We start from the raw sequence: 21,366 nt of genomic DNA, 5'->3' as shown, positions 1-21,366 counted from the left end.
TCGGGCGGGGCGTCGCTCGGTCCGTCGGGCGCCTCGGCGGGTGGTTCGAAGCTCCAGGGGTCGGCGTAGACGTGGCCCGGATCGGGGGCGCTCGATCTGCGCTGGGAGCCGTCCTCGGCGGGGAGGGCGGTGGCGGTGTCGGTGGTCCCCTCATCGCTCATCGGGTCAGCTTCGCCCATCGGATCAGCCTCGCTCATCGATCAGCTCCGCCAGGTCGGTCACCACCACGTCGGCGCCGGCCTCGGTCAGCCGGTCGGCGCCGGTACCACGGTCGACGCCAACGACGAGGCCGAAGTCACCGGCCGCGCCCGCGCGTACGCCGGACAGGGCGTCCTCGAAGACGACGGACTTCTTGCCCGGTACGCCGAGCCGCTCGGCCGCGGCGGTGAAGGTGTCCGGTTCCGGTTTGCCCGGAATGCCCTCCTCGGCGGCCACCCGCCCGTCGACGATGACCGGGAAGCGGTCGAGGATGCCGGCCGCCTCGAGCACGGGGCGGGCGTTCTTGGAGGAGGAGACGACGGCGAACCTGATGCCGCGTTCGGCGAGGGCGTCGAGCAGTTGTACCGAGCCGGGATAGGGCTGGATCCCCTCGCGCTGGAGCACCTCGTTGAAGGCGGCGTCCTTGCGATTTCCCAGCCCGCACACGGTTTCGGCGTCGATGGGGTCGCTGGGGTCGCCCTGCGGGAGCTCGAGGTCGCGGCTCTGCAGCAGTGCGGCGACGCCCTCGTAGCGGGGGCGGCCGTCGAGGTGGTCGAAATAGTCGGCGTCGGTGTAGGGCTCTGCGCCGCGACTGTTCAGGAACTCGCTGAACATGTCCGCCCAGGCGCGCATGTGCACCTCGGCGGTCGGAGTCAGCACCCCGTCCAGGTCGAAGAGGCAGGCCTCGTATACATCCCAGTTCACCCTCCGGACTCTAGTCGTAACCGGTGGCTCAGCGAAGGGGCTGGCCGCGGCTCTGCGTGGAATCGTTGTCAAACGGTCAGAACGGTGGCTGAGGCTGTCGCAGCCACCCGCCGTAACGCGGGCTGAGCCGAGCTTGCCAGTCGAAGCCCTCACGTTGGCTGAGCCTGTCGAAGCCTGTTGGTTGTGGTCACCTCCTGTGGTTGCGTGCGGTGGTTGCGGCGGAAAGGGCGTCCCGCCCACCTCGCTGGTGGTTGGGTTTGTGCTGCCGCGATTGGGTCTCCAGCTCGGTACGCCCGACCACGCCCCGACGCCCTTTCCGCCTCCACCACCTCAGCGCCCCACATCCAGTTTCCAGGCCGGCGGTCCGCGTGTCGAGGGGAACGGCCCTCACCCCTCGTAAAACGCTGTGCTGGAGTGGCCAAAACTTTTCGACCTTTTCTGCCCACACAGCCATTTCGGGCCGTTTTCGGGGTCGGACTGTCAGACCCGACTGATGTACTTGAACCATGAGCACAGCAGCCGACACCCCCACGGTGATCACCGCGGTGTCGATGCTGCCCGAGCTCGACAACCTCGCACTGCTCACCGACGAACAAATCCTCGCGTTGCTGGACCGTGCGGACGCGATGGCCGCCGCGGTCGCCGCAGCGCGTGCGAAGGTGATCGCCGAGACCGAGCAGCGCGAAGCCGCCGAACGAACCCACCTGTGCTCCACCGCTACCTTCCTCACCCGGCAGCATCGGCACAGCAGCCGGGAGGCACGCCGGATCGTGAAGCAGGCCACGATTCTGTTCGGCCGGTTCAGCCTGATCGCCGACGCCGCCTGTGCTGGGTTGCTGTCGGACAGCCAGGTCCGCGGCATCCTCAACGGGCTGCAGGACCTCCCCGACACCCTGTCGGCCGAAGAGGTGCAGCAGGCCCAAGAGCTGATGGTGGGGTTCGCCGCCGACTTCGCCCCCGACGACCTGCGCATGCTGTCCCTGCACGTGCGTCAAACCATTGACCCCGACGGCACCGACGCCGTCGAAGCGGCGCGGTTGGAGGCCGAACGGCTGCAGGCCGAGAAGAACCGGCGGCTGTCGTTGGCGCCGGATCATCACGGTTCCTACCTCCTGGCCGGCAAGCTCCCGCTCGCTGACGGGGAAGAACTGGCCGCGTTGTTGAAAGCGCACGAGTCGGCGCTGTGGCGAGCGGTCACCGAAACGGATGCGGTCCCGCCGACCCGGGCGCAAATGCGGGCGGATGCGTTGATGATTCTGGTTCGCCGGGCCGCGAAGGTCGGTGATGCACCCCGCAACGGTGGTGATCGTCCGCGGATCTCTGTGCTGGTGTCGTTGGAGACGTTGCGCACCGGTCTGGGTACGGCGCAGGTGTCGTGCGGGGAGCACCTCTCCGCCACCGAACTCCGCCGCCTGGCCTGTGATGCCGACATCCTGCCGGTCGTGATGAACGGCAAAGGGGTTCCGATGGAGGTCGGCACCCCGCAGCGGCTGGTCACCCCCGAAATCCGGGCCGCGCTCGTGGCCCGCGACAAAGGCTGTGTGTTCCCCGGCTGTACGCACCCGCCGGAGGACTGCGAGGCCCACCACATCCAACCGTGGTGGGCGCTCGGCCCCACGAAACTGTGGAACCTGGTGCTGCTGTGCCCCCACCACCACCGCCAGGTCGAACCCGCCCGCGACCGACCCTGGAACGCCGACAACCCCGACCGCTGGGCCATCCGCCTCGACGAAGACGGCCTCCCCTTCGTCATCCCACCGACGTGTTTCAACGCAGACCGCACACCACGCCGTCATGCCCGCTTCCGAATCCCCAGACCTGGTTGACAATCCCGTCGACGAGGAGACCCGCAGGAAATTCCCCTCGACACGGCCGGCATCGCTCCGCAAGCTCCACATGCCGACCTAGTCGGGGAACGTAGGTTCGACTCGCAAGCTCGCTCACCCAGTGGACGGCTGGGAATCAGCTCACAGGCCGAGACCGGTCAGCAGACGGTTCAGCAGGGCGGTGATCCCGGTCAGGGGCCCACCACGATCGAGCAGTCCGGCCACGGCGCAAACCAGGTTGCCGAGAAGGTTGCCCCCCGCCCCCGGTACCGCGGTCGCGTCAAGGCTGACAGGGGCCAGATCCACGACCAGGCCCAACAGGTCGAGGTTGAGCGGCCCCAGGTCGAGGGTCAGCACCTTGCAGCCGTCCGGAGCCGCGAGCGACTGGATGGGTGCGGTGAACTCGGTGCCGCCAGCCGGCAGTTCGGTACCGGAGATGGTGCCGGTGAGCTGCTGGGCGCCGTTGACCACCGAGGCGGTCAGGTTGCTGATGGTGCGGGTGAACGTCTGGCCGTTGCTCAGGGTGCCGGTCACCGGAAGGCTGGTGGCCTGGGTCTGCGCCGGGGCCTGGACGGGCCGGTGCCGCATGGGCGGTCACGGCTGCGGGCAACAGACCGGCAACGCGACAACGGCGATCATGGACGTCAACTTACGCTTCGTGAACATGGTGTTCCTTTCGCTCGGACGTGATGCACAAGTCGTGAGCGACACACCTCTGGGGGCGTCGAGATGAGCTGAGTGGCTTGTCGACGCTCTATATGGACATGCTGTGCCGGAGGGCGCAAGGGAGGACACTCGCGTGGCTCTTTGCACTCGCACAGTTATCTGGGTAGCGCCTGGGAAACTTCCGTTAGCAGGCGGAAAGATTGGTTATCCCTCAGCGGAGCCGGTGGCGGTTGGCGTCGGCGACCGCGGAAGCGCCGTCGTGGTCGCCCACCGAACGCAAACCCTGCACCAGCGACACCACGTCCTCGGCCGGGCGGTTCTGACTCTGCTTCGCCTTGGCCTCGATCCGCGACACCCGGAGCTCGACCCCGACGATCGCCCGCGCTAACCCGGCAACGAAATCCGCCGGCGCGTCGCGCACCCGCCACGGTTCGGCGAAGGGCTCCTCAAACTTGTCGGTCTGCGCGTTGACCTGGCGCAGGATCCAATCCGGTTCCTCGTGCACCACCACCCGACCGTGCACGTGCACGGTGGTGTAGTTCCACGTGGGCACGACTTTCGGGTTGGTCGCCTTCGAGGCGTACCAGTTCGGGCTGATGTAGGAGTCCGGACCGTGCACGATCAGCAGCGACTCGGCAGCGGTGTCCCGGAGCAGCTGCCAATGCGGGTTCTGCCGCGCCAGGTGACCGCGCAGCACCCCCAGCTCACCGGTTCCCTCGTCGAACACCCACGGCACGAACGTCGCCTGCAACCCGTCGGGTCCTGGGGTGACCAAGTCGCCCGATCCCATCTCGTGCAGGATTTCCAGCGCCTCGTCTGCTGGCAGCGCGAACCGGTCGGGGATCCACATGGCTCAATCCTGCGACTCGAAGAACCCCGCGCGAACCCGGATCTCACCGACCGGACGACCGTGACCGAGCACCGGCACCGTCAGCTGCTCCACCAGCACCGGGTGCGCATAGCCGAGCCAGCGCAGCACGGACGCCATCAGCGCCGCTCGCCCCCGCGGAGTACCGTCCTCGATCTTGAGCGCAATCCCTGTCCCGTCAGGCAATCCGGCCGCCTGCACCGCCTCGGCACCAGCCTTGGTGACGATCCCCGGCACGGCCCCGTGCAGGGCGGCCTCGTCGCGGCGACTTCCCGACGCGTACGCCGGATGGTTGCGAAAGGCGTCGGCGACCAGCCGCTCCGGACCGCTGCCCGCGGCAGCGATCCGACCGAACGCGCGCGCCAGACCGGCCAGCGAGATGGCGTACAACGGCGCACCGCACCCGTCCACGGTCGCCGGCGGCAGCCGATCCCCGGTCAGCCTGGCGATCGCCGCGGCCACCGCCCGCTGCACCGGATGTCCGGGGTCGCGATAGCCGCTGGTCGGCCACCCGTTGCGGACACTCGTGCGCAGCATCGCGGCGTGCTTGCCGGAGCAGTTCATCGCGACCGGTTCCGCGCCACGACCGGCGCGCAACCACTCGGCGCGCGCCTGCTCGTCCAGCGGCAGGTCCGCAGTGCAGTCCAGGCCATCCTCGGGAATCCCTGCCTCGGCCAGGATTCGGCGTACCCCCGCCAGGTGGAAATCCTCGCCCGAGTGCGAGGCCGCGGCCAGGGCGAGCAACTCGCCGTCGAGGTCCAGCCCGGCCTCGAGCATCCCGATCGCCTGCATCGGCTTGGCCGCGGACCGTGGATACATCGGCGCGTCCACCGCGCCGAGCGCCAGCCGGACCCGACCGTCCGGATCGGTGACCACGACCCGGGCGGTGTGCACGGACTCGACCAGACCGCCGCGCACCACCTCCAGCGCGACAGGGTTCACGGGCGGGCCCGCACGTGCAGTCCGACCTCCGGATCGACCAGAGTCTCTTGTGCGGCAGCGATTCCGTCCACCACCAGGGGCGCGTCGACTGCCACGTTGCGCTTGATCAGCCCCAGTGCGATCGGTCCCAGCTCGTGGTGCCGGGCCGAACCGCCGACGAGTCCGACAGCCCGCTCCCCCAGCGTCAGCTCAGCGCCCGGGGTCGGCAGTGCGTCCATCGACCCGTCCAGGTGCAGCCGGACCAGCCGCCGCGGCGGGCGCCCCAGCGTGTGCACCCGGGCGACGGTCTCCTGGCCGCGATAACACCCCTTGTCCAGGTGTACGCCGTCGGAAAGTCCAAGCTCGTTGGGGATCGTGCGGTGGTCGGTGTCGAGGAAGATGCGCGGGACCCCCGCCGCGATCCGACGAGCCTCGTAGGCCCACAGCCCCGCCAGCTGCCCGCCGGCCACCCCGAACAGGTAGTCGTCGAGGTGATCGCGCGGGATGAACGACTCGAAACCGCCCAACGAATCCGCCGTGGCCCGGGTGATCCGCCCCTGAGGCGGTTGCCCCGGCTGCCACACCACGGCCAACCGGTCGGTGCGCAGGCTCACCTCGACCTGGCGCATGAAAACCATCCTGGACAGGAAATCCACGAGTGCCTGACCCCGACCGGGCTCGGTGTGCGCCCACAGCACCTCACCGTCGTCGACGGCGTAGAGGACGTGCTCGATGTGACCCTGTGGGGACAGCACGAAGGCGGTGGTGCCGACGCCGGGGGCGAGCTGCTCCAAGTGCTGGGTGGTGAGCGAATGCAACCAGGACAGCCGATCCGGGCCGGATACCTGGAGCACGTCACGGTGGTCGAGTCGTACCGCACCGGCACCGGACTCCAGCATCCGCTGCTCGGCCACCGGGTCGCCGTAGTGCCAGATGGCGCCGGCGTCCGGGCCCTCGGTGAGTGGCACCCCACCGTTGGCTGAGCCTGTCGAAGTCACCGTCGCTCCAGCTCCCCGGTGAGCCAGGACCGCAGCGGGATGTCCTGATCGGCCCGGTCGCAGGCGAACATCAGCTTGTCGGCCACCTTGCCATAGAGCCGCGAACCGGCCGTGTGAGTGCCCTGGCTGAGCACGGCGTCGGTGGTCAACTCGATCTTGGTGCCGAGCTCGCCGCCCGGGGTGGACTGCAGCCCGGTGATCGATCCGTGCCACTTCTGTGCGACGCCCTCGGGGTTGGTGATCACCGCCATCACCTCGTTCTTCTCCCCCGGCACCCAGAATCCGGTCTCCATGTAGAGGGGGCGGCCGAGTTGACCGTCCTCATCGGCGTACGCCTGAAGGAGATAGTGCAGATAGGGCTCACCGTTGTGGTGGAAGTCGACCTGTTCCAGGACGCGGGCGTTGTCGGAGCCGGGCCACTGGGTCTGGCCGAAGCCCTCCCAGTGCCCGATCAGCCAGGCCAGCCCCTTGAGCCGCGGGTGCAGCCCCTCGGGAAACGTGAAGTCGAGGTTGGCGTTGTCGGTCATGCGGGCCAGCCTAGTTCCCCGCCCCACAGGAGTCACCGGCCCGCACTGCTAGGTTCCGCTGCATGCGAGTGGTGGTGCAGCGGGCGGCGTCGGCGGAGGTACGCGTGGACGGCGCGGTGGTCGGACGGCTGCCGCGGCCCGGTCTGCTGGTACTGGTCGGGGTGACCCACACCGACACCGAACAGACCGCGACAAAGCTGGCCGAGAAGGTGTGGCGGCTGCGCATCCTTGACGACGAACGCTCCGCCGCCGACGAGGGGGCGCCGCTGCTGGTCGTCTCGCAGTTCACGTTGTACGCCGACACCCGAAAGGGCCGGCGCCCGTCCTGGAACGCCGCCGCTCCGGGGCCGGTCAGCGAACCGCTCGTCCGGGCGTACGTCGAGGCGCTGCGTCAGCTCGGCGCCGAGGTCGAGACCGGCGTGTTCGGCGCCGACATGGAGGTCGCGCTGGTCAACGACGGCCCGGTCACGCTGATCCTGGACGCCGACTGAGCCCGTGGGCCGGCAGGTCCGCTCGACAGGCTCAGGGACCGGGTCAGCCGCCGGCAAAGGGCGGCAGCACCTCGAGCCGCGTCGGGGCGGTGAGCGGTCGGTCGAGCTGGTCCGGGCGCTGCCGCTGCCCGTCGACGAGCAGGCTGCTCACCGACAGCACCTTGCCCAGCGCGGCACCGCGGGTCTCCCGGGCGGTGGTCAGTGCATCGGCGAGCGTTTCGGCGGCGATAGTCTCTTCCTCGACTCCGGCCGCCGCTGCGGCGCCGGCCCAGTAGCGGATCTGCACAGCAACCATGTCCGCATTCTCGCACGGGAGGTGACTGCCACGGCCACGCTGCTGCTGCTCAGCCGCGAGCGCCAGACGGCGGCGGACATTCTGCCCGCGCTCGGGCTGCTCTCGCACACCGTGCGGGTGGCCGCGGCCGAGGCGGCGAGTCTGCTGGACGCCGACCCGGACCTGATCCTCGTCGACGGGCGGGTCGACCTGGTCGGCGCCCGCAACCTGTGTCGCACCCTGGCCGCCACCGGCAACGGGCTGCCCGTCATCCTGGTGCTCACCGAGGGTGGTCTGGCCGCGCTGTCGGCCGAATGGGCCCCCGACGACTTCGTGCTCGCCGGCGCCGGCCCGGCCGAGGTGGAGGCGCGACTGCGCCTGGCCAGCCGGGTCGAGAACACCGAGGACCTGATCCGCGCCGGCGGCGTGGAGATCGACGAGGGGGCCTACACCGCCCGCCTCGACGGCAGGTCACTCGACCTCACCTACACCGAGTTCGAGCTGCTCAAATATCTCGCCGGCAACCCCGGGCGGGTGTTCAGCCGCGAGCAGCTGCTCAGCGAGGTGTGGGGTTACGACTACTTCGGCGGCACCCGCACCGTCGACGTGCACGTCCGCCGGCTCCGCGCCAAGCTCGGCGACAAGGAGTCGCTGATCGGCACCGTGCGCAACGTCGGCTACCGGTTCGACCCCCGCTAGGCAGTCGGCGCGCGCCCTCCGGATCGACCACTGGTCGCAGCCCCCGGTCGGCAGACCGTCGGCCGCTGGTCGGGTCCCGACGACGGGTGGTCGATTAGGAGGGGCCCCGCCAGACGCCACCCAACTCACAGGTGCACGGGACCACCCGCGACACCGCGCAGCCTCACTCCAGGATCGCGGCGGCCGGGTCCTTGCGGTCGACCGCATCCGGGTTCTGCGAACGCACCAGGCGCCGGAAGTGGTTCGGCAGGGTGCCGGGCGGACCGTCCAACCGCAGATATTCCACCGCGGCCAGCACGTGCGCGACCAGCAGCAGCGGCAGCATCGCCAGCGCGGTCCAGCAGGACAGGTCGGCCCAGCCCGCCTCCCGCGCCTGCCACACCGCCGACACCGCCCCGGCCAGCGCCACCGGATAGGACACCAGGTGAGCCCACCACGACGGCGCGAGCACCCCGCTCAGGTTCACGTCCTTCACGCCCCGCCACTCGGCCATCGCCTCTCCCCAGGCCCACGCCTGGAGTCCGCAGATCCCGAGCATCAGCACCGCGCTGACGATCCCGGCGATCGACCAGCCGATCGACCCGTCGTCCCAGCGCGGCAGCAGCACCGAGGTGAGCACGGCGGCCAGCGTCGCCAGCACCGCCGAGCCCAGTCCGATCCGGGCCCCGCGCAGGTGCGGCCGCATCCGGCGTACCACCAGCGGCTGAGCGGTGACGCCATAGCCACCGAGCTCCTCGCTGGTGTAGTCAGCGGGCTCGCCCATCGCCGCCTCCCCGTCGCCGAACTGGTCACCGAGAGACTACCGTGTGGCCCATGGCAAGCGCACCGATCCGGACCACCGCCGTCGCCGCCCTCTCCCCGGAGCAGCGGCAACGGGTGGGCGAGATCGTGAACCGTGCCAGCGCCACCGACGGGGTCGTCCCGCTCAACGAGCACGCCCGGCTGGAGGTGGCCCGCGGTCAGGCCAGCGACGGCATCGCGCACCTGCTGGCGAGCATCGACGACCAGCTCGTCGGCTATGCGTTCCTCGACTCGACCACCGACGATCCGATCGCCCAACTCGTGGTCGACCCGAACCACCGCACCCGTGGTGTGGCCACCGCGATGATCGGCGAGCTCGGCTTCGACCCCCGCGACCCGCACGGCCGCTGGCAGCGGCAATCCCTGCGCACTTGGGCGTTCGGCGACCTGCCGGCCGCCCGCGACCTGGCCGCCACCCTCGGCCTGCGCAAGGTGCGCGAACTGCTGGTGATGGAGCGCGACACCGAGGAGCTGCCGGAGCCGCAGGTCCCCGACGGCGTGCAGGTACGCGGATTCCGACCCGAGGACACCGACCAACTGCTCCGGGTCAACGCCAACGCGTTCGCCCACCACCCCGAGCAGGGTGGGATGACCCGCCAGGACCTGCAGGACCGGATGAACGAACCGTGGTTCGACCCCGAGGGTCTGCTCGTCGCCACCCGCCCCGGCCCCGACGGCACCGAGCAGCTGATCGGGTTCCACTGGACCAAGGTGCACGACCCCTCACTCGGCGAGGTGTACGTGATCGCGGTCGACCCCGCCCACGCCGGCGGCCTCGGCCGGCAGCTGCTCCACCTCGGCCTGCGGCACCTGGCGGCCACCGGCGTACGCCGGATCATCCTCTATGTCGAGGGAGACCAGGAATACGTGGTGCAGCTGTACCTCTCCACCCGGTTCGTGATCGCCAACCGCGACGTGGTGTACGCCTCCCCCCTCCCGGAGCACGCCGTGCCGGAGGGGACCGCGTCGTGACCCAGGACCCGATGCACCGGGGCGGCGAGCCGCCCCACGAACCGTGGCTGCCCAAGGACCGCTTCGCCGACCGCGAGCTGAGCTGGCTGGCGTTCAACGAACGGGTGCTGGCGATGGCCCGCGACGAGGGCCGGATCCCGCTGCTGGAGCGCGCCAAATATCTGGCCATCTTCGCGTCCAACCTGGACGAGTTCTTCATGGTCCGGGTGGCCGGACTGAAACGGCGGATGGCGGCCGGCGTCGCGGTCCCGAGCGTGTCCGGGTTCCTGCCCAGCGACCTGCACACCGCGATCCTGCGGCGTACCCGCGAACTCGTCGCCGAACAGACCCGCATCTTCGCCACCGACGTCCGCCCGCGGCTGGCCACCGAGGGCATCCAGATCCTCACCTGGAGCGAGCTGAGCGCCACCGAGAAGGACCGGATGCGGACCCTGTTCGCCGAGCGCATCTTTCCGGTGCTCACCCCGCTCGCGGTCGACCCGTCGCACCCGTTCCCCTACATCTCCGGGCTGTCGATCAACCTGGCGGTGCTGCTGAAGAACCCGCAGACCGGCGTACGCCAGTTTGCCCGGGTGAAGGTCCCGAACGTGCTGCCCCGCTTCGTCACCCTCGGCGAGGGCCGGTTCGTGCCGCTGGAGGACGTGATCGCCCGCCACCTGGACCAGCTGTTCTCCGGCATGCAGGTGCTGCAGCACCACGTGTTCCGGGTCACCCGCAACGAGGACCTGGAGGTCGAGGAGGACGACGCCGAGAACCTGCTGTTCGCCCTCGAGCAGGAGCTGCTGCGGCGCAAGGTGGGCCGCCCTCCGGTACGCCTGGAGGTGACCGCCGACATCGACGACCGGCTGCTGGAGATCCTGGTGTCGGAGCTGGACATCAGCGAGCGCGAGGTGTTCAAGGTCGAGGGCCCGCTCGACCTGACCGGCCTGTTCTCGCTGGCCGACCTGGACCGCGAGGCGCTGAAATATCCGGCCTTCCTGCCGATCACCCACCCGCACCTGTCGGAGGTGGAGACCGCGCAGCCGGCCGACCTGTTCGGCGCGCTGCGCCGCCGCGACGTGCTGCTGCAGCACCCCTATGACTCGTTCGCCACCAGCGTGCAGCGGCTCGTCGAACAGGCCGCCGCCGACCCGCACGTGCTGGCGATCAAGCAGACCCTCTATCGCACCTCCGGCGACTCGCCCATCGTGGACGCGCTGATCGACGCCGCCCAGGCCGGCAAACAGGTGCTGGCCGTGGTCGAGATCAAGGCCCGCTTCGACGAGCAGGCCAACATCGGCTGGGCGCGCAAGCTGGAGCAGGCCGGCGTACACGTCATCTATGGCATGGTCGGACTCAAGACGCACTGCAAGCTGGCGCTGGTGGTCCGCGAGGAACCCGAGGGGTTGCGCCGCTATGTGCACATCGGCACCGGCAACTACAACCCCAAGACCGCGCGCAGTTATGAGGACATGGGGCTGCTCACCTCCAACCCGATCGTCACCGAGGACGTGGCCCGGGTGTTCAACCACCTGTCGGGGATGACCCGGGAGACGCAGTATCGCCGGCTGCTGGTGGCGCCGGACTCGATCCGCAACGGGCTGATCGAGCGGATCGAGACCGAGGTCGCGCACCATCTGGCCGGGCGCCCGGCCGGGATCCGGTTCAAGGTCAACTCGATCGTCGATGAGCGGATCACCGACGCCCTGTACGCCGCCTCGCAGGCGGGCGTACCGGTGGACCTGTGGGTACGCGGGATCTGCGGCCTGCGACCCGGCATCCCCGGGTTGAGCGAGAACATCCGGGTCCGCAGCATCCTCGGGCGCTTCCTCGAGCACTCGCGACTGTTCTGGTTCGCCGGCGGTGGGCAGCCGACCGTGGGGCTCGGGTCGGCGGACCTGATGCACCGCAACCTGGATCGGCGGGTGGAGGTGCTCGTCGCGCTCACCAACCGGGCGCACGTGTCCCAGATCCAGGACCTGTTCGACCTGGCGTTCGACCCCCGCACCGCCGCCTGGCTGCTGACCCCCGAGGGGTGGCGCGAGCAGACCTACGACGAGCACGGCGCACCGCTGCTCGACCTGCAGGCGCGGCTGATCGAGGTGGCCCGGCACCGCCGCGCCAACTCCGCAAAGGGATGATCAGAGTGGGACGCAAGCCAGACATCTCGGCGGCCGGCGCGGTGGTGCTGCGACCGCAACAGACCGCCGACGCTGGCGTACGCCAACTCGTGCTGGTGGTGCACCGGCCCGCCTATGACGACTGGTCGCTGCCGAAGGGCAAGGTCGAGCCGGGTGAGGTACCGGCGGTCAGCGCGGTCCGCGAGGTGCTGGAGGAGACCGGCGTCCGGGTGCGGCTGATCGCCCCGCTGGATGCGCACTCCTACCGGATCGGCAAGCACACCAAGCGGGTGCTGTGGTGGCGGGCCGAGGTGTTGTCGGAGCAGCCGCACGAGCCCGACGACGAGGTGGACACCGTGCTGTGGGTCACCGTGCCCGAGGCGCTGCAGCTGCTGTCCTACGAGGCGGAGGCCGAGCGGGTACGCCAGGCGGTCGAGCAGCCGGAGACCACCACCCTGATCGTGGTCCGGCACGCCAAGGCGATGGAGCGCAACAAGTGGTCCGGCCACGACTCGGCGCGCCCGCTGACCCGCCGCGGGCGTACCCAGAGCCGGGAACTGGTCCCGATCCTGGACGCGTTCGGCGTACGCCGGGTGGTCAGCTCATCGTCGAACCGGTGCGTGTCGACCGTGCTGCCGTTCGTCACCAAGCACCAGCTGACCATCGACCGGCAGACGATCCTCAGCGAGGAACGCGGGGTCGGCGACCCGGCCGGGGTCGGCGACCTGCTGTTCGACCTGCGCCACGAGGTGGTCCGCACCCGCCGCCCGCTGGTGATCTGCGGGCACCGCCCGGTGCTACCGGCGATGCTGGTCGCCCTCGACCTGCCAGACCGCTCCTTCAACACCGCCGAGTGCGTGGTGGTCAGCCTGACCGCCGACAATCAGGTGTACGCCGCGCAATGGATCACGACACCGCACCGTAAGTGAGCGGGTTCGCGCGCAGCCCGCTAGATAACAATTCAACCAACCGGGACGTTCGTTCACCTTCCGTTCACCTTTCCGGCCGTAACGCGTCACCACCCCTCCCTATGTTCGTGGCGTCAACGCACTCCGGCCGACTGGGTCGGAGCGAATCCGGGGCAAACCCTTGACCTGAAGGATGATTTCCGTGTCGCTGAACCGACGTTTCGCCAAGCTGGCCGCCGTGGCCGCGATCGGCACCCTGGCGCTGTCCGCCTGCGCCGCCAACGAGCCCCAGACCCAGCCCGGTGGCAACACCGGCGGCGATCAGCTGTCCGGCCAGCTCAAGGGCCAGGGCTCCTCGGCGCAGAAGGTCGCCCAGGACACCTGGATCAAGGAGTTCCAGACCAAGAACGGTGGCGTGACCATCAACTACTCCCCGGACGGCTCCGGCGCCGGGCGTGACGGCTTCAAGAACGGTGCCGTCGACTTCGCCGGCTCCGACCGGGCCTACAAGCCCGAGGAGAACGAGGCCGGCAAGTTCGCCAAGTGCGAGTCGGCCTCCAAGGCGCTGAACATCCCGGTCTACGTCTCCCCGATCGCCGTCTCGTTCAACGTCGAGGGCGTCAAGGAGCTCAACCTGGACGCGAAGACCACCGCCGCCATCTTCAAGGGCGACATCAAGAAGTGGAACGACCCGAAGATCAAGGCGCTCAACGCCAACGCGCAGCTGCCGGACGCCGACATCACCGCCGTGCACCGCTCGGACAACTCGGGCACCACCGAGAACTTCACCGACTGGCTGAACAAGGCCGCCGCCGACGTGTGGACCGAGAAGGCTTCCGGCGACTGGCCGGCCGCCCTCAAGGGTGAGGCCGCCAAGGGCACCGCCGGTGTCGTCGCCGCGGTGAAGAACGGCAAGAACACCATCGGCTACATCGACGAGTCGCAGGCCCGCGAGCTGACCAACGCCAAGATCGGCGAGGGCAGCAACTTCTCCGCGCCGAGCGTAGAGGCCGCCGGCAAGGCCCTCGAGGCCTCGCCGATCGAGACCGGCCGCGACGCCAACGACCTGGCCATCAAGGTGGACCGCAAGGCCGCCGGCTACCCGGTCTACATGGTGTCCTACGCCCTGGTCTGCGCCGACTACAAGGACGACAAGACCGCCAAGCTGGTCAAGGCCTACGTGAGCCACATGGGCTCCTCCGAGGGTCAGCAGTCGGCCGCCAAGTCGGCCGGTGCCGCCCCGCTGCCGAGCAAGCTGGCCGCCCAGGTCAAGACGGCCGCCGAAGCCATCAAGTGACCTCTGGCCCACACCGCCACACGCCCGCCCCTGACAAGGGATGGGCGTGTGGCGATTACCGGGTCATCACTGACCACCGATAAGATCCACCCGGCGACCGCCTGTTCCAAGGAGAAGGATGTCCAGTCGCACCACAGCGGGGCCGCAGCAGACGGCCGTTCCGCCCGATAAGCAGGGCGACGGCAAACGCGTCGCCGCCGTTGCCAAGCAACGCGCCAGCGGTGCTGGCGAGTCCTTCTTCAAGGGCCTCTCGACCGGCTCCGGGATCCTGATCCTGGTCATCCTGGCGGCCGTGGCCGCCTTCCTGGTCGGCCTGTCGATCCCCGCGCTGACCGCCGATGTCCGTCAGCTGCCGTTCGGCGAGTTCTGGTCCTTCGTGCTGCCGTATGCCTTCGGCACCGTCTGGGCCGCCTTCCTGGCGCTGCTGATGGCGCTGCCGGTGTCGATCGGCATCGCGCTGTTCATCTCGCACTACGCCCCGCGCCGGCTGGCCGCCGGCCTGGGTTATGTGATCGACCTGCTGGCCGCCGTGCCGTCGGTCGTGTTCGGCCTGTGGGGCATCAACGTGCTCGCCCCGCAGATGCTGCCGCTGTTCACCTGGCTGAACACCTACCTGGGCTGGATCCCGCTGTTCTCCGGTCAGGTGTCCGGCACCGGGCGTACCGTGCTCACCGCCGCCGTGGTGCTCGCGGTGATGGTGCTGCCGATCATCACCGCGCTGTGCCGGGAGGTGTTCCTGCAGACCCCGCGCCTGCACGAGGAGGCGTCGCTGGCGCTCGGCGCCACCCGGTGGGAGATGATCCGCCAGGCGGTGCTGCCGTTCGGCACCCCGGGCATCATCTCCGCGGCCATGCTCGGCCTCGGCCGCGCGCTCGGTGAGACGATGGCGGTCGCCATGGTGCTGTCGCCGGCCCACCTGATCAGCGTCCAACTGCTCACCTCGCAGAACCCCAACACCATCGCGGCGAACATCGCGCTGGCGTTCCCCGAGGCGAACGGCCTCGGCGTGAACCAGCTGATCGCCTCGGGTCTGGTGCTGTTCGTGATCACCCTGGCGGTGAACATGGGCGCCCGCTGGATCATCGCCCGCCGCTCGGAATTCTCGGGAGCCAACTGATGTCCTCCACCGTTGAACCCACCAACCAGCAGCTCGCCGACAACGACCGCTCGAAGGCCGAGACCCGGCGTACGCTGACCTCCGGGCGGCTGCCGAACTTCATCGCCATCGCGGTGCTGGTGGTCGCGATCGTGGTCGTCGCCGCGGTGCTCGCCCTCCTCGGCGCGTTCTCCATCGCCTCCACCCTGATCCTGGGCACCGTCGTGTTCCTGGTCGGCATGCTGGTGCTGTCGACCGTGGTCGAGGGCGGCCGCCGGGCCCGGGACCGGTTCGCCCGCTATCTGGTCACCATCGCGTTCGTGATCGCGCTGCTGCCGCTGGTGTCGGTGATCATCGGCACCATCTCCAAGGGCGTGCAGCGGATGGACGCCCAGTTCTTCACCTATTCGATGCGCAACGTGATCGGTGAGGGCGGCGGCGCGATCCACGCCATCTACGGCACGCTGATCATCACCGGTCTGGCCACCCTGATCTCAGTGCCGATCGGCATCCTGACCTCGATCTATCTGGTCGAATACGGCCAGAAGAGCCGGATCGCGCGCGCCACCACGTTCTTCGTTGACGTGATGACCGGCATCCCCTCGATCGTGGCCGGCCTGTTCGCGTACACGATCTTCTCGCTGGTGTTCGGCCCCGGCACCCGGATCGGCATGGCCGGTGCGGTGGCGCTGTCGGTGCTGATGATCCCGGTCGTGGTCCGCTCCACCGAGGAGATGCTGCGGCTGGTGCCCAACGAGCTCCGCGAGGCCTCGTACGCCCTCGGCGTACCGAAGTGGCGCACCATCCTCAAGGTGGTGCTGCCGACCTCGATCGCCGGCATCATCACCGGCGTCGTGCTGGCCATCGCCCGCGTCATCGGCGAGACCGCCCCGCTGCTCGTCGCCGCCGGCCTGACCAGCTCGCTGAACACCAACCCGGTGGACAACGCGATGACCACGCTGCCGGTGTTCGTCTACTACTCCTATGTGACCCCCGGCCTGCCGCCCGAGCCCGACATCGCGCGGGCCTGGGCCGGCGCGCTGACGCTGATCCTGATCGTGATGGCCCTCAACCTGCTGGGTCGCCTGATCGCCGCCAAGTTCGCCCCCAAGCCGGGCCGCTGACCCAGAAGAGAAGGAAGACATGTCCAAGCGAATCCAGGTCGAGAACCTGAACATCTACTACGGCAAGTTCCACGCCGTGCAGGACGTCAACATGACCATCGAGCCCCGCTCGGTGACCGCCTTCATCGGGTCCTCGGGCTGCGGCAAGTCCACCGTGCTGCGCACCCTGAACCGGATGCACGAGGTCATCCCCGGCGCCTACTGCGACGGTTCGGTCAAGCTCGACGGCGTCGACCTCTATGGCAAGGGTGTCGACGCGGTGGCGGTACGCCGACTGGTCGGCATGGTGTTCCAGCGGCCCAACCCGTTCCCGACGATGTCGATCAAGGACAACGTGCTGGCCGGCGTACGCCTGAACAACAAGCGGATCAGCGCCTCGGCGGCCAACGAGCTGGTCGAGAAGAGCCTGCGCGGCGCCAACCTGTGGGACGAGGTCAAGGACCGGCTCGACAAGCCCGGTTCCGGCCTGTCCGGTGGTCAGCAGCAGCGGCTGTGCATCGCCCGGGCGACCGCGGTGAACCCCGAGGTGATCCTGATGGACGAGCCGTGCTCGGCGCTCGACCCGATCTCCACCCTGGCGATCGAGGACCTGATCCAGGAGCTCAAGGAGAACTACACCGTCGTCATCGTGACGCACAACATGCAGCAGGCCGCCCGGGTCTCCGACCGGACCGCCTTCTTCAACCTCGAGGCGACCGGCAAGCCGGGCAAGCTGATCGAGTTCGACGACACGGCGAAGATCTTCTCCAACCCGGCCAAGGAAGAGACCGAGAACTACATCTCGGGCCGCTTCGGCTGATCCACACCAACGAACCACGGCGCGGGCCGGCACCTCGGGGGTGTCGGCCCGCGCCGCTTGTTCGGCGGCCACCTAGAATCGCCAGCACCACCCCGATTCGATCAAGGAACTTCCAACTGATCACGGAATGCCCGGACCCGATGTCCCGTCACCGCCCGCCGCGCCGCCTCGGCGCGGCCGCCCTCGCCATGCTGCTGCTCGGGGCGCTGGCGGCGTGTGACTCGGCCCCCCAGCCGCCGGTGGTGCTGCCGTCGCCCAGCAACGTGTACGCCTGTCCGTCCGGCCAGCTGCTGGTCGAGGGGGCGACCGCCTCGGAGCCGATGGTCAGCTCCTACATCTCCTCCTATGCCGAGGCGTGCCGCAACCGGGCCACCGTGGTGTGGAGCACGGCCGAGGATTCGGGCCACGAGAGCTTCGTGAACGGGTTGGTCCAGGTGGCGACCACCGAGACCTGGCTGACCGCCGAGGAGACCGCCGCCGCCCAGCGCCGCTGCCAGCAGAACCCGGCCTGGCATCTGCCGACCACGGCCAGCCCGGTCACCATCATCTTCCGGCTGGACGGGGTGGAGGAGCTGAAGCTGAGCCCGAACACGCTGGCGATGGTGTTCAGCGGGCAGGTGACCCGGTGGAACGACCCGCTGATCGTCAAGGAGAACCCGGGCGCCAAGCTCCCCGCCCAGCCGATCCAGGTGTGGTATCCGAACCGTCCCTCGGGGGCGTCGGAGGCGCTCGGCCGCTATCTGGCGCGCACCGCCCCGCTCAAGTGGAGCCCCCGCAACACCACCCCCAACTGGCGCGGTCAGGGGCAGGGCAAGGACCGGCCCCAGGACGTGGTCAGCTCGGTGCAGGCGAAGTCCGGGACGATCGGCTTCGTCGGAGCCGCCCAGCGCGGGGACGCCAAGGTCAGCGAGCTGGCGATCGACGAGGGCGCCGGCCCGCTGCGGCCCACCCAGGAGGCCAGCGGCCGTGCGCTGACGGCCGCCCGCTTCGTCGACCCGGGCAGCAACGACCTGCGGATCGACCCGGCGTCGCTGTCGGCGCCCGGGGCGTACCCGGTCCAGTCCGTCACCTATCAGCTGGTCTGCTCCCAGGGGCTGCCGGTGGAGGTGACCAGCCTGGAGCGTGACTTCCTCGGTTACATGGTCAACCCGGAGACCCAGACCGGGCTGCCGGCGATCGGTCGGGTGCCGCTGCCCGACGGGCTGCGGCGGCGTACCCAGGAGGCGGTGGCGGCGATCCGGTGAGCCCGGAGCGTTTCGTGGAAGTTCGGGTGCGGCCGGGCCCCTATGCTGGTCCAGGCTGATGGGCGCGGAGGATCCGAGCAGATCCAAGGAGCAAGGGGAGGAGGCCAGCATGCGGATCGGACGGTGGGTCGTCGGCGGGGTGGTGACCGCGCTCGCGCTGACCGGTTGCAACACCGCCACCAGGACCGACGCCGCCCCCCGCGCCAGCGCCTCCGCCTCCACCCCGGCCGGGCTGTCCTGCCCCAGCGCGATGATCATCGGGGTCGTGCCCGCCGTGCAGCGGGAGCCGATAGCCGAGGTGCTGGACGGCTATGCGAAGACGTGTCGCAACAAGGGCTCGGCCTCGATCCAGGTGAAGAGCACCGACGAGTCGATGCTGATGTTCCGCAATGCGCTGGCCACCTGGGTCGCCGTTGCCCAGCCGCTGCCCGCCGACCAGCTGACCGGGTTCAGCGAGCGCTGTTCCGGGGAGCCGCCACGGCACCTGCCGACGAGCGCCGCCCCGCTGGTGGTCAGCTGGAACCTGCCGGGGGTGGACCGGCTGCAGCTCACCCCGACGGTGCTGGCGCGGATGCTGAACGGGTCGATCACCCGCTGGGACGATCCGGCGCTGAAGCAGCTCAACCCGGGCGTACCGCTGCCGGGGGTCCCCGTGACCGCGATCCACCCCGAGGACTCCCCCGGCCTGCTCGCCACCGTGTCGGACTGGTTGCACACCACCGCCCCCGCGGACTGGCCGGCAGCGGCCTCGGCACCCTGGCCCGGCAAGGGCGTACCGGCTCAGAACCTGGCCGCCGCGGTCTCCCAGCTCGGCGCCACCCCGGGGGCGCTGACCGTGCTGCCGCAGTCCTATGCGCGCACCAACTCGCTGCCCGCGGCGAGCATCGACTTCGGCGCCGGACCGGTCGCCCCCGGTCCGGAGTCGGCCACCAAGGGGCTCGCCGCGGCAAGCCTGGCCGAGGGGACCGATCTGCGGGTCACCCCGAAGTACGCCGGGGCGCCCGCTGGGGCGTACCCGTTGAACCTGATCAACTATCAGGTGGTGTGCACCAACAACGTGGCCAAGCAGGGGCCGCTGCTGCGGGACCTGGTCACCTATTGGGTGATGCCGGCCACCCAGCAGTCGCTCGGTGAGCTGGGTTATACCCCGGTGCCGGAGGCGTGGGCACAGCGGATCGGCGAGCGGGCCAAGCAGCTGCGCTGACCCTTCGACAGGCTCAGGGGTCGACAGGCTCAGGGTGCTCAGCGGCGCGAGGAGCTGCGACTGCCCGAGGACGAGGATGAACCCTTGCTGCCCGAGGACGAGGATGAACCCTTGCTGCCCGAGGACGAGGAACCGCCCTTGGTGCCGGCCGAGGAACCCTTCGAGCCGGAGGATCCGCGGGTGCCCTTGGTGGTGGTGTCGCTGCCGGAGCCAGAACTACCCGAACCGGAGGAGGCGGCCTTGGTCTGCGGCGGCCGCGCGGGGCGCCGGGTGGCCTGGGTCCGCTCGCCGCGGTCGTTGACCGGATAGCGATAGTAGCGATAGCCCGGGCGGTCGTAGTAGCCCGGCACGTAGTGGCTGCGCTCGGCCCAGACCCAGATGTAGCGCGGCTCACCGGAGCTCTCGCAGTAATTGTCCTCGACCCGGACCTCGCGGGTGGTGTCCACGCAGTATTGCCGATCGCCGACGCTGTCACCGCCGCAGCCGACGAGGCCACCGGACAGCAGCGCCGCGGCGGCGATCAGACCAAGGGTTCGCTTCGTCCCAGACATGGTGCTGCTGACGATAGTGGGCGCTCAGGGGTTCCCCCTAGGGGTCGCGCGCGGTCGTTGGTTGGCCCGTTCTGCCTAGACTTGGAGCCGTGAGCAGCGCAGGGTGGTACCCGGATCCGGGCAAGCAGGCCGGCATGTACCGGTACTGGGACGGGCAGGCGTGGTCCGCGGCGCTGTCCCCCACCCCCGAGGCCGCCCCGCCGCACGGATCGCTCGGCGGGCAACCGGGTACGCAACCGGTCGGTGGGCAGGGTGCGCAACCGGTCGGCGGCGGCGCTGGCACCCAGCCGCTCGGCGGCGGCCAGTACGGGGGCAATCAGTACGGCGGGAATCAGTACGGGGGCAATCAGCACGGCCAGGGTCGGTTCGGGCCGGGCGTACCACCAACGCCCCAGCCACAACGCAACCGCGGTGGGATCGGCCTGTGGATCGCCGCGATCGCCGGTCTGATCGTGATCGTCGTGGTGGCGGCCCTGGTGGTCCGCGGCATGGGGGGCGGTACCGACGTCGCCAACAACCCCGGCGGCCGCTCCACCCGTGCGGTCTGCCCCAACCCCGAGAGCATCGCCCCCACCCGGGCCAACGCCACCCGGGACGGGCGGGTCTATGGCGGCAAGCTCTCCTATGCCATGCTGCCGCCGCCGTGGGCCGAGCCCACGCCGGAGAGCCGGGTGCCGTTCGGGCGCAACGCGTGGCACCAGAACATCCTGGTCGAGCAGTACGGGCCCGGTCAGTCCTGGGTGGCCTCGGTGCTGGTCGCCGAGTTGCACGCCGGGGACGGGTTCTATACCCCGCAGGCCGGCTCCGAGATCGTGGTGAAGTGCATCGTCGGCGCCTTCTATGGCGACGCGAAGGTGGATCGTCAGGACCGGGTGAACCGGGCCACCACCGTGCAGGGCAAGGAGGCGTGGCTGGTCGAGTCGCACCTCACCTTCAACATCCCCAACCTGAAGACCAAGGGCGAGTTGGCGATCGTGCTGATCGTGCAGACCAGCGAGAACACCTCCAGCATCTACTACGCCTCGATCCCCGACACCAGCCCGCAGTGGGAGGCGCCGGCCCGGCAGGCGATGGCCGGGCTGCGCGTCGACGGCTGAG

Annotated in this window: 22 protein-coding genes; 13 read left to right on the top strand and 9 right to left on the bottom strand. The window is 69.7% G+C overall.

What is annotated here, in order from left to right:
* Positions 1 to 183: 183 nt before the first annotated feature.
* Positions 184 to 903 (bottom strand): HAD family hydrolase, encoded by a 720-nt coding sequence (locus CGZ93_RS07255; RefSeq protein WP_094363474.1) that lies wholly within the window; start codon positions 901 to 903, stop codon positions 184 to 186.
* 506 nt (positions 904 to 1,409) lie between these two features.
* Here CGZ93_RS07255 and CGZ93_RS07250 point away from each other — a divergent pair.
* Positions 1,410 to 2,729 carry an HNH endonuclease signature motif containing protein gene (locus CGZ93_RS07250; protein ID WP_094363473.1) on the top strand — a complete coding sequence of 440 codons (1,320 nt, stop codon included), beginning with the start codon at positions 1,410 to 1,412 and terminating at the stop codon, positions 2,727 to 2,729.
* Positions 2,730 to 2,870: 141 nt separating this feature from the next.
* Here the strand turns inward: CGZ93_RS07250 and CGZ93_RS18840 are convergent, their stop codons facing one another.
* From CGZ93_RS18840 to CGZ93_RS07225, 5 genes are all read right to left on the bottom strand, one after another.
* The gene (locus CGZ93_RS18840) at positions 2,871 to 3,263 is read right to left on the bottom strand and encodes an ABC transporter substrate-binding protein (protein ID WP_176451667.1); all 393 of its coding nucleotides are present in this window, start codon (positions 3,261 to 3,263) and stop codon (positions 2,871 to 2,873) included.
* A 343-nt stretch (positions 3,264 to 3,606) separates the two neighbouring features.
* Entirely contained in the window at positions 3,607 to 4,245 is a 639-nt protein-coding gene (locus CGZ93_RS07240) for an FMN-binding negative transcriptional regulator (protein ID WP_094363472.1), read from the bottom strand.
* A gap of 3 nt (positions 4,246 to 4,248) precedes the next feature.
* Positions 4,249 to 5,205, bottom strand: coding sequence for an asparaginase (locus CGZ93_RS07235; RefSeq protein ID WP_094363471.1), 957 nt, complete (start codon positions 5,203 to 5,205; stop codon positions 4,249 to 4,251).
* Positions 5,202 to 6,152 (bottom strand): CAF17-like 4Fe-4S cluster assembly/insertion protein YgfZ, encoded by a 951-nt coding sequence (ygfZ, locus tag CGZ93_RS07230; protein ID WP_229117274.1) that lies wholly within the window; start codon positions 6,150 to 6,152, stop codon positions 5,202 to 5,204. Before ygfZ ends, CGZ93_RS07235 begins: the two co-directional genes overlap by 4 nt.
* 26 nt (positions 6,153 to 6,178) lie before the next feature.
* Positions 6,179 to 6,709, bottom strand: a complete 531-nt coding sequence (locus tag CGZ93_RS07225) for an FABP family protein (RefSeq protein WP_094363470.1) — start codon at positions 6,707 to 6,709, stop codon at positions 6,179 to 6,181.
* Between the two features lie 62 nt (positions 6,710 to 6,771).
* Here CGZ93_RS07225 and dtd point away from each other — a divergent pair, with 62 nt between their 5' ends.
* Complete coding sequence (gene dtd, locus CGZ93_RS07220; RefSeq protein WP_094363469.1) at positions 6,772 to 7,200, top strand: D-aminoacyl-tRNA deacylase; 429 nt, start codon at positions 6,772 to 6,774, stop codon at positions 7,198 to 7,200.
* 43 nt (positions 7,201 to 7,243) lie between these two features.
* Here dtd and CGZ93_RS07215 read toward each other — a convergent pair whose 3' ends face one another.
* The gene (locus tag CGZ93_RS07215; protein WP_094363468.1) at positions 7,244 to 7,495 is read right to left on the bottom strand and encodes a ubiquitin family protein; all 252 of its coding nucleotides are present in this window, start codon (positions 7,493 to 7,495) and stop codon (positions 7,244 to 7,246) included.
* Positions 7,496 to 7,516: 21 nt separating this feature from the next.
* Between CGZ93_RS07215 and CGZ93_RS07210 the strand changes: the two genes are divergently transcribed.
* Complete coding sequence (locus CGZ93_RS07210) at positions 7,517 to 8,173, top strand: winged helix-turn-helix transcriptional regulator (RefSeq protein WP_094363467.1); 657 nt, start codon at positions 7,517 to 7,519, stop codon at positions 8,171 to 8,173.
* 163 nt (positions 8,174 to 8,336) lie between these two features.
* Here the strand turns inward: CGZ93_RS07210 and CGZ93_RS07205 are convergent, their stop codons facing one another.
* Positions 8,337 to 8,936 carry a hypothetical protein gene (locus CGZ93_RS07205; RefSeq protein WP_094363466.1) on the bottom strand — a complete coding sequence of 200 codons (600 nt, stop codon included), beginning with the start codon at positions 8,934 to 8,936 and terminating at the stop codon, positions 8,337 to 8,339.
* Between the two features lie 50 nt (positions 8,937 to 8,986).
* Here CGZ93_RS07205 and mshD point away from each other — a divergent pair, with 50 nt between their 5' ends.
* The 9 genes from mshD (at position 8,987) to CGZ93_RS07160 (ending at position 19,717) form a co-directional block, all read left to right on the top strand.
* On the top strand, positions 8,987 to 9,946 hold the full coding sequence (mshD, locus tag CGZ93_RS07200; RefSeq protein ID WP_094363465.1) for a mycothiol synthase: 960 nt from the start codon (positions 8,987 to 8,989) through the stop codon (positions 9,944 to 9,946).
* A gap of 11 nt (positions 9,947 to 9,957) precedes the next feature.
* A complete protein-coding gene (locus tag CGZ93_RS07195) occupies positions 9,958 to 12,066 on the top strand; it encodes an RNA degradosome polyphosphate kinase (RefSeq protein ID WP_094363496.1) in 2,109 nt (702 codons plus the stop codon).
* 5 nt (positions 12,067 to 12,071) lie between these two features.
* Positions 12,072 to 12,974, top strand: coding sequence for an NUDIX hydrolase (locus CGZ93_RS07190; RefSeq protein ID WP_176451666.1), 903 nt, complete (start codon positions 12,072 to 12,074; stop codon positions 12,972 to 12,974).
* 172 nt (positions 12,975 to 13,146) lie between these two features.
* On the top strand, positions 13,147 to 14,250 hold the full coding sequence (gene pstS / locus CGZ93_RS07185) for a phosphate ABC transporter substrate-binding protein PstS (RefSeq protein ID WP_094363463.1): 1,104 nt from the start codon (positions 13,147 to 13,149) through the stop codon (positions 14,248 to 14,250).
* 118 nt (positions 14,251 to 14,368) lie between these two features.
* Positions 14,369 to 15,367, top strand: a complete 999-nt coding sequence (gene pstC, locus CGZ93_RS07180; RefSeq protein ID WP_094363462.1) for a phosphate ABC transporter permease subunit PstC — start codon at positions 14,369 to 14,371, stop codon at positions 15,365 to 15,367.
* The gene (gene pstA, locus CGZ93_RS07175) at positions 15,367 to 16,470 is read left to right on the top strand and encodes a phosphate ABC transporter permease PstA (RefSeq protein ID WP_094363461.1); all 1,104 of its coding nucleotides are present in this window, start codon (positions 15,367 to 15,369) and stop codon (positions 16,468 to 16,470) included. Before pstC ends, pstA begins: the two co-directional genes overlap by 1 nt.
* Before the next feature lie 19 nt (positions 16,471 to 16,489).
* Positions 16,490 to 17,269: a phosphate ABC transporter ATP-binding protein PstB gene (pstB, locus tag CGZ93_RS07170; protein WP_094363460.1), complete on the top strand. Its 780-nt coding sequence runs from the start codon at positions 16,490 to 16,492 to the stop codon at positions 17,267 to 17,269.
* Between the two features lie 140 nt (positions 17,270 to 17,409).
* A complete protein-coding gene (locus tag CGZ93_RS07165; protein ID WP_094363459.1) occupies positions 17,410 to 18,513 on the top strand; it encodes a substrate-binding domain-containing protein in 1,104 nt (367 codons plus the stop codon).
* 109 nt (positions 18,514 to 18,622) lie between these two features.
* Complete coding sequence (locus tag CGZ93_RS07160) at positions 18,623 to 19,717, top strand: substrate-binding domain-containing protein (RefSeq protein ID WP_094363458.1); 1,095 nt, start codon at positions 18,623 to 18,625, stop codon at positions 19,715 to 19,717.
* 38 nt (positions 19,718 to 19,755) lie between these two features.
* Here CGZ93_RS07160 and CGZ93_RS07155 read toward each other — a convergent pair whose 3' ends face one another.
* A complete protein-coding gene (locus CGZ93_RS07155) occupies positions 19,756 to 20,268 on the bottom strand; it encodes a hypothetical protein (protein WP_094363457.1) in 513 nt (170 codons plus the stop codon).
* Positions 20,269 to 20,357: 89 nt separating this feature from the next.
* On the opposite strand from CGZ93_RS07155, the gene CGZ93_RS07150 reads away from it, so the two are divergent.
* Positions 20,358 to 21,365, top strand: a complete 1,008-nt coding sequence (locus tag CGZ93_RS07150; RefSeq protein ID WP_094363456.1) for a DUF2510 domain-containing protein — start codon at positions 20,358 to 20,360, stop codon at positions 21,363 to 21,365.
* Position 21,366 lies beyond the last annotated feature (1 nt).

This window comes from Enemella dayhoffiae (genome assembly GCF_002250625.1).
GTDB classification, from domain to species: Bacteria; Actinomycetota; Actinomycetes; order Propionibacteriales; family Propionibacteriaceae; genus Enemella; species Enemella dayhoffiae.
The sequence above is the reverse complement of the archived record's forward strand: the minus strand, read 5'-3'. Positions and strand labels throughout refer to the sequence as shown.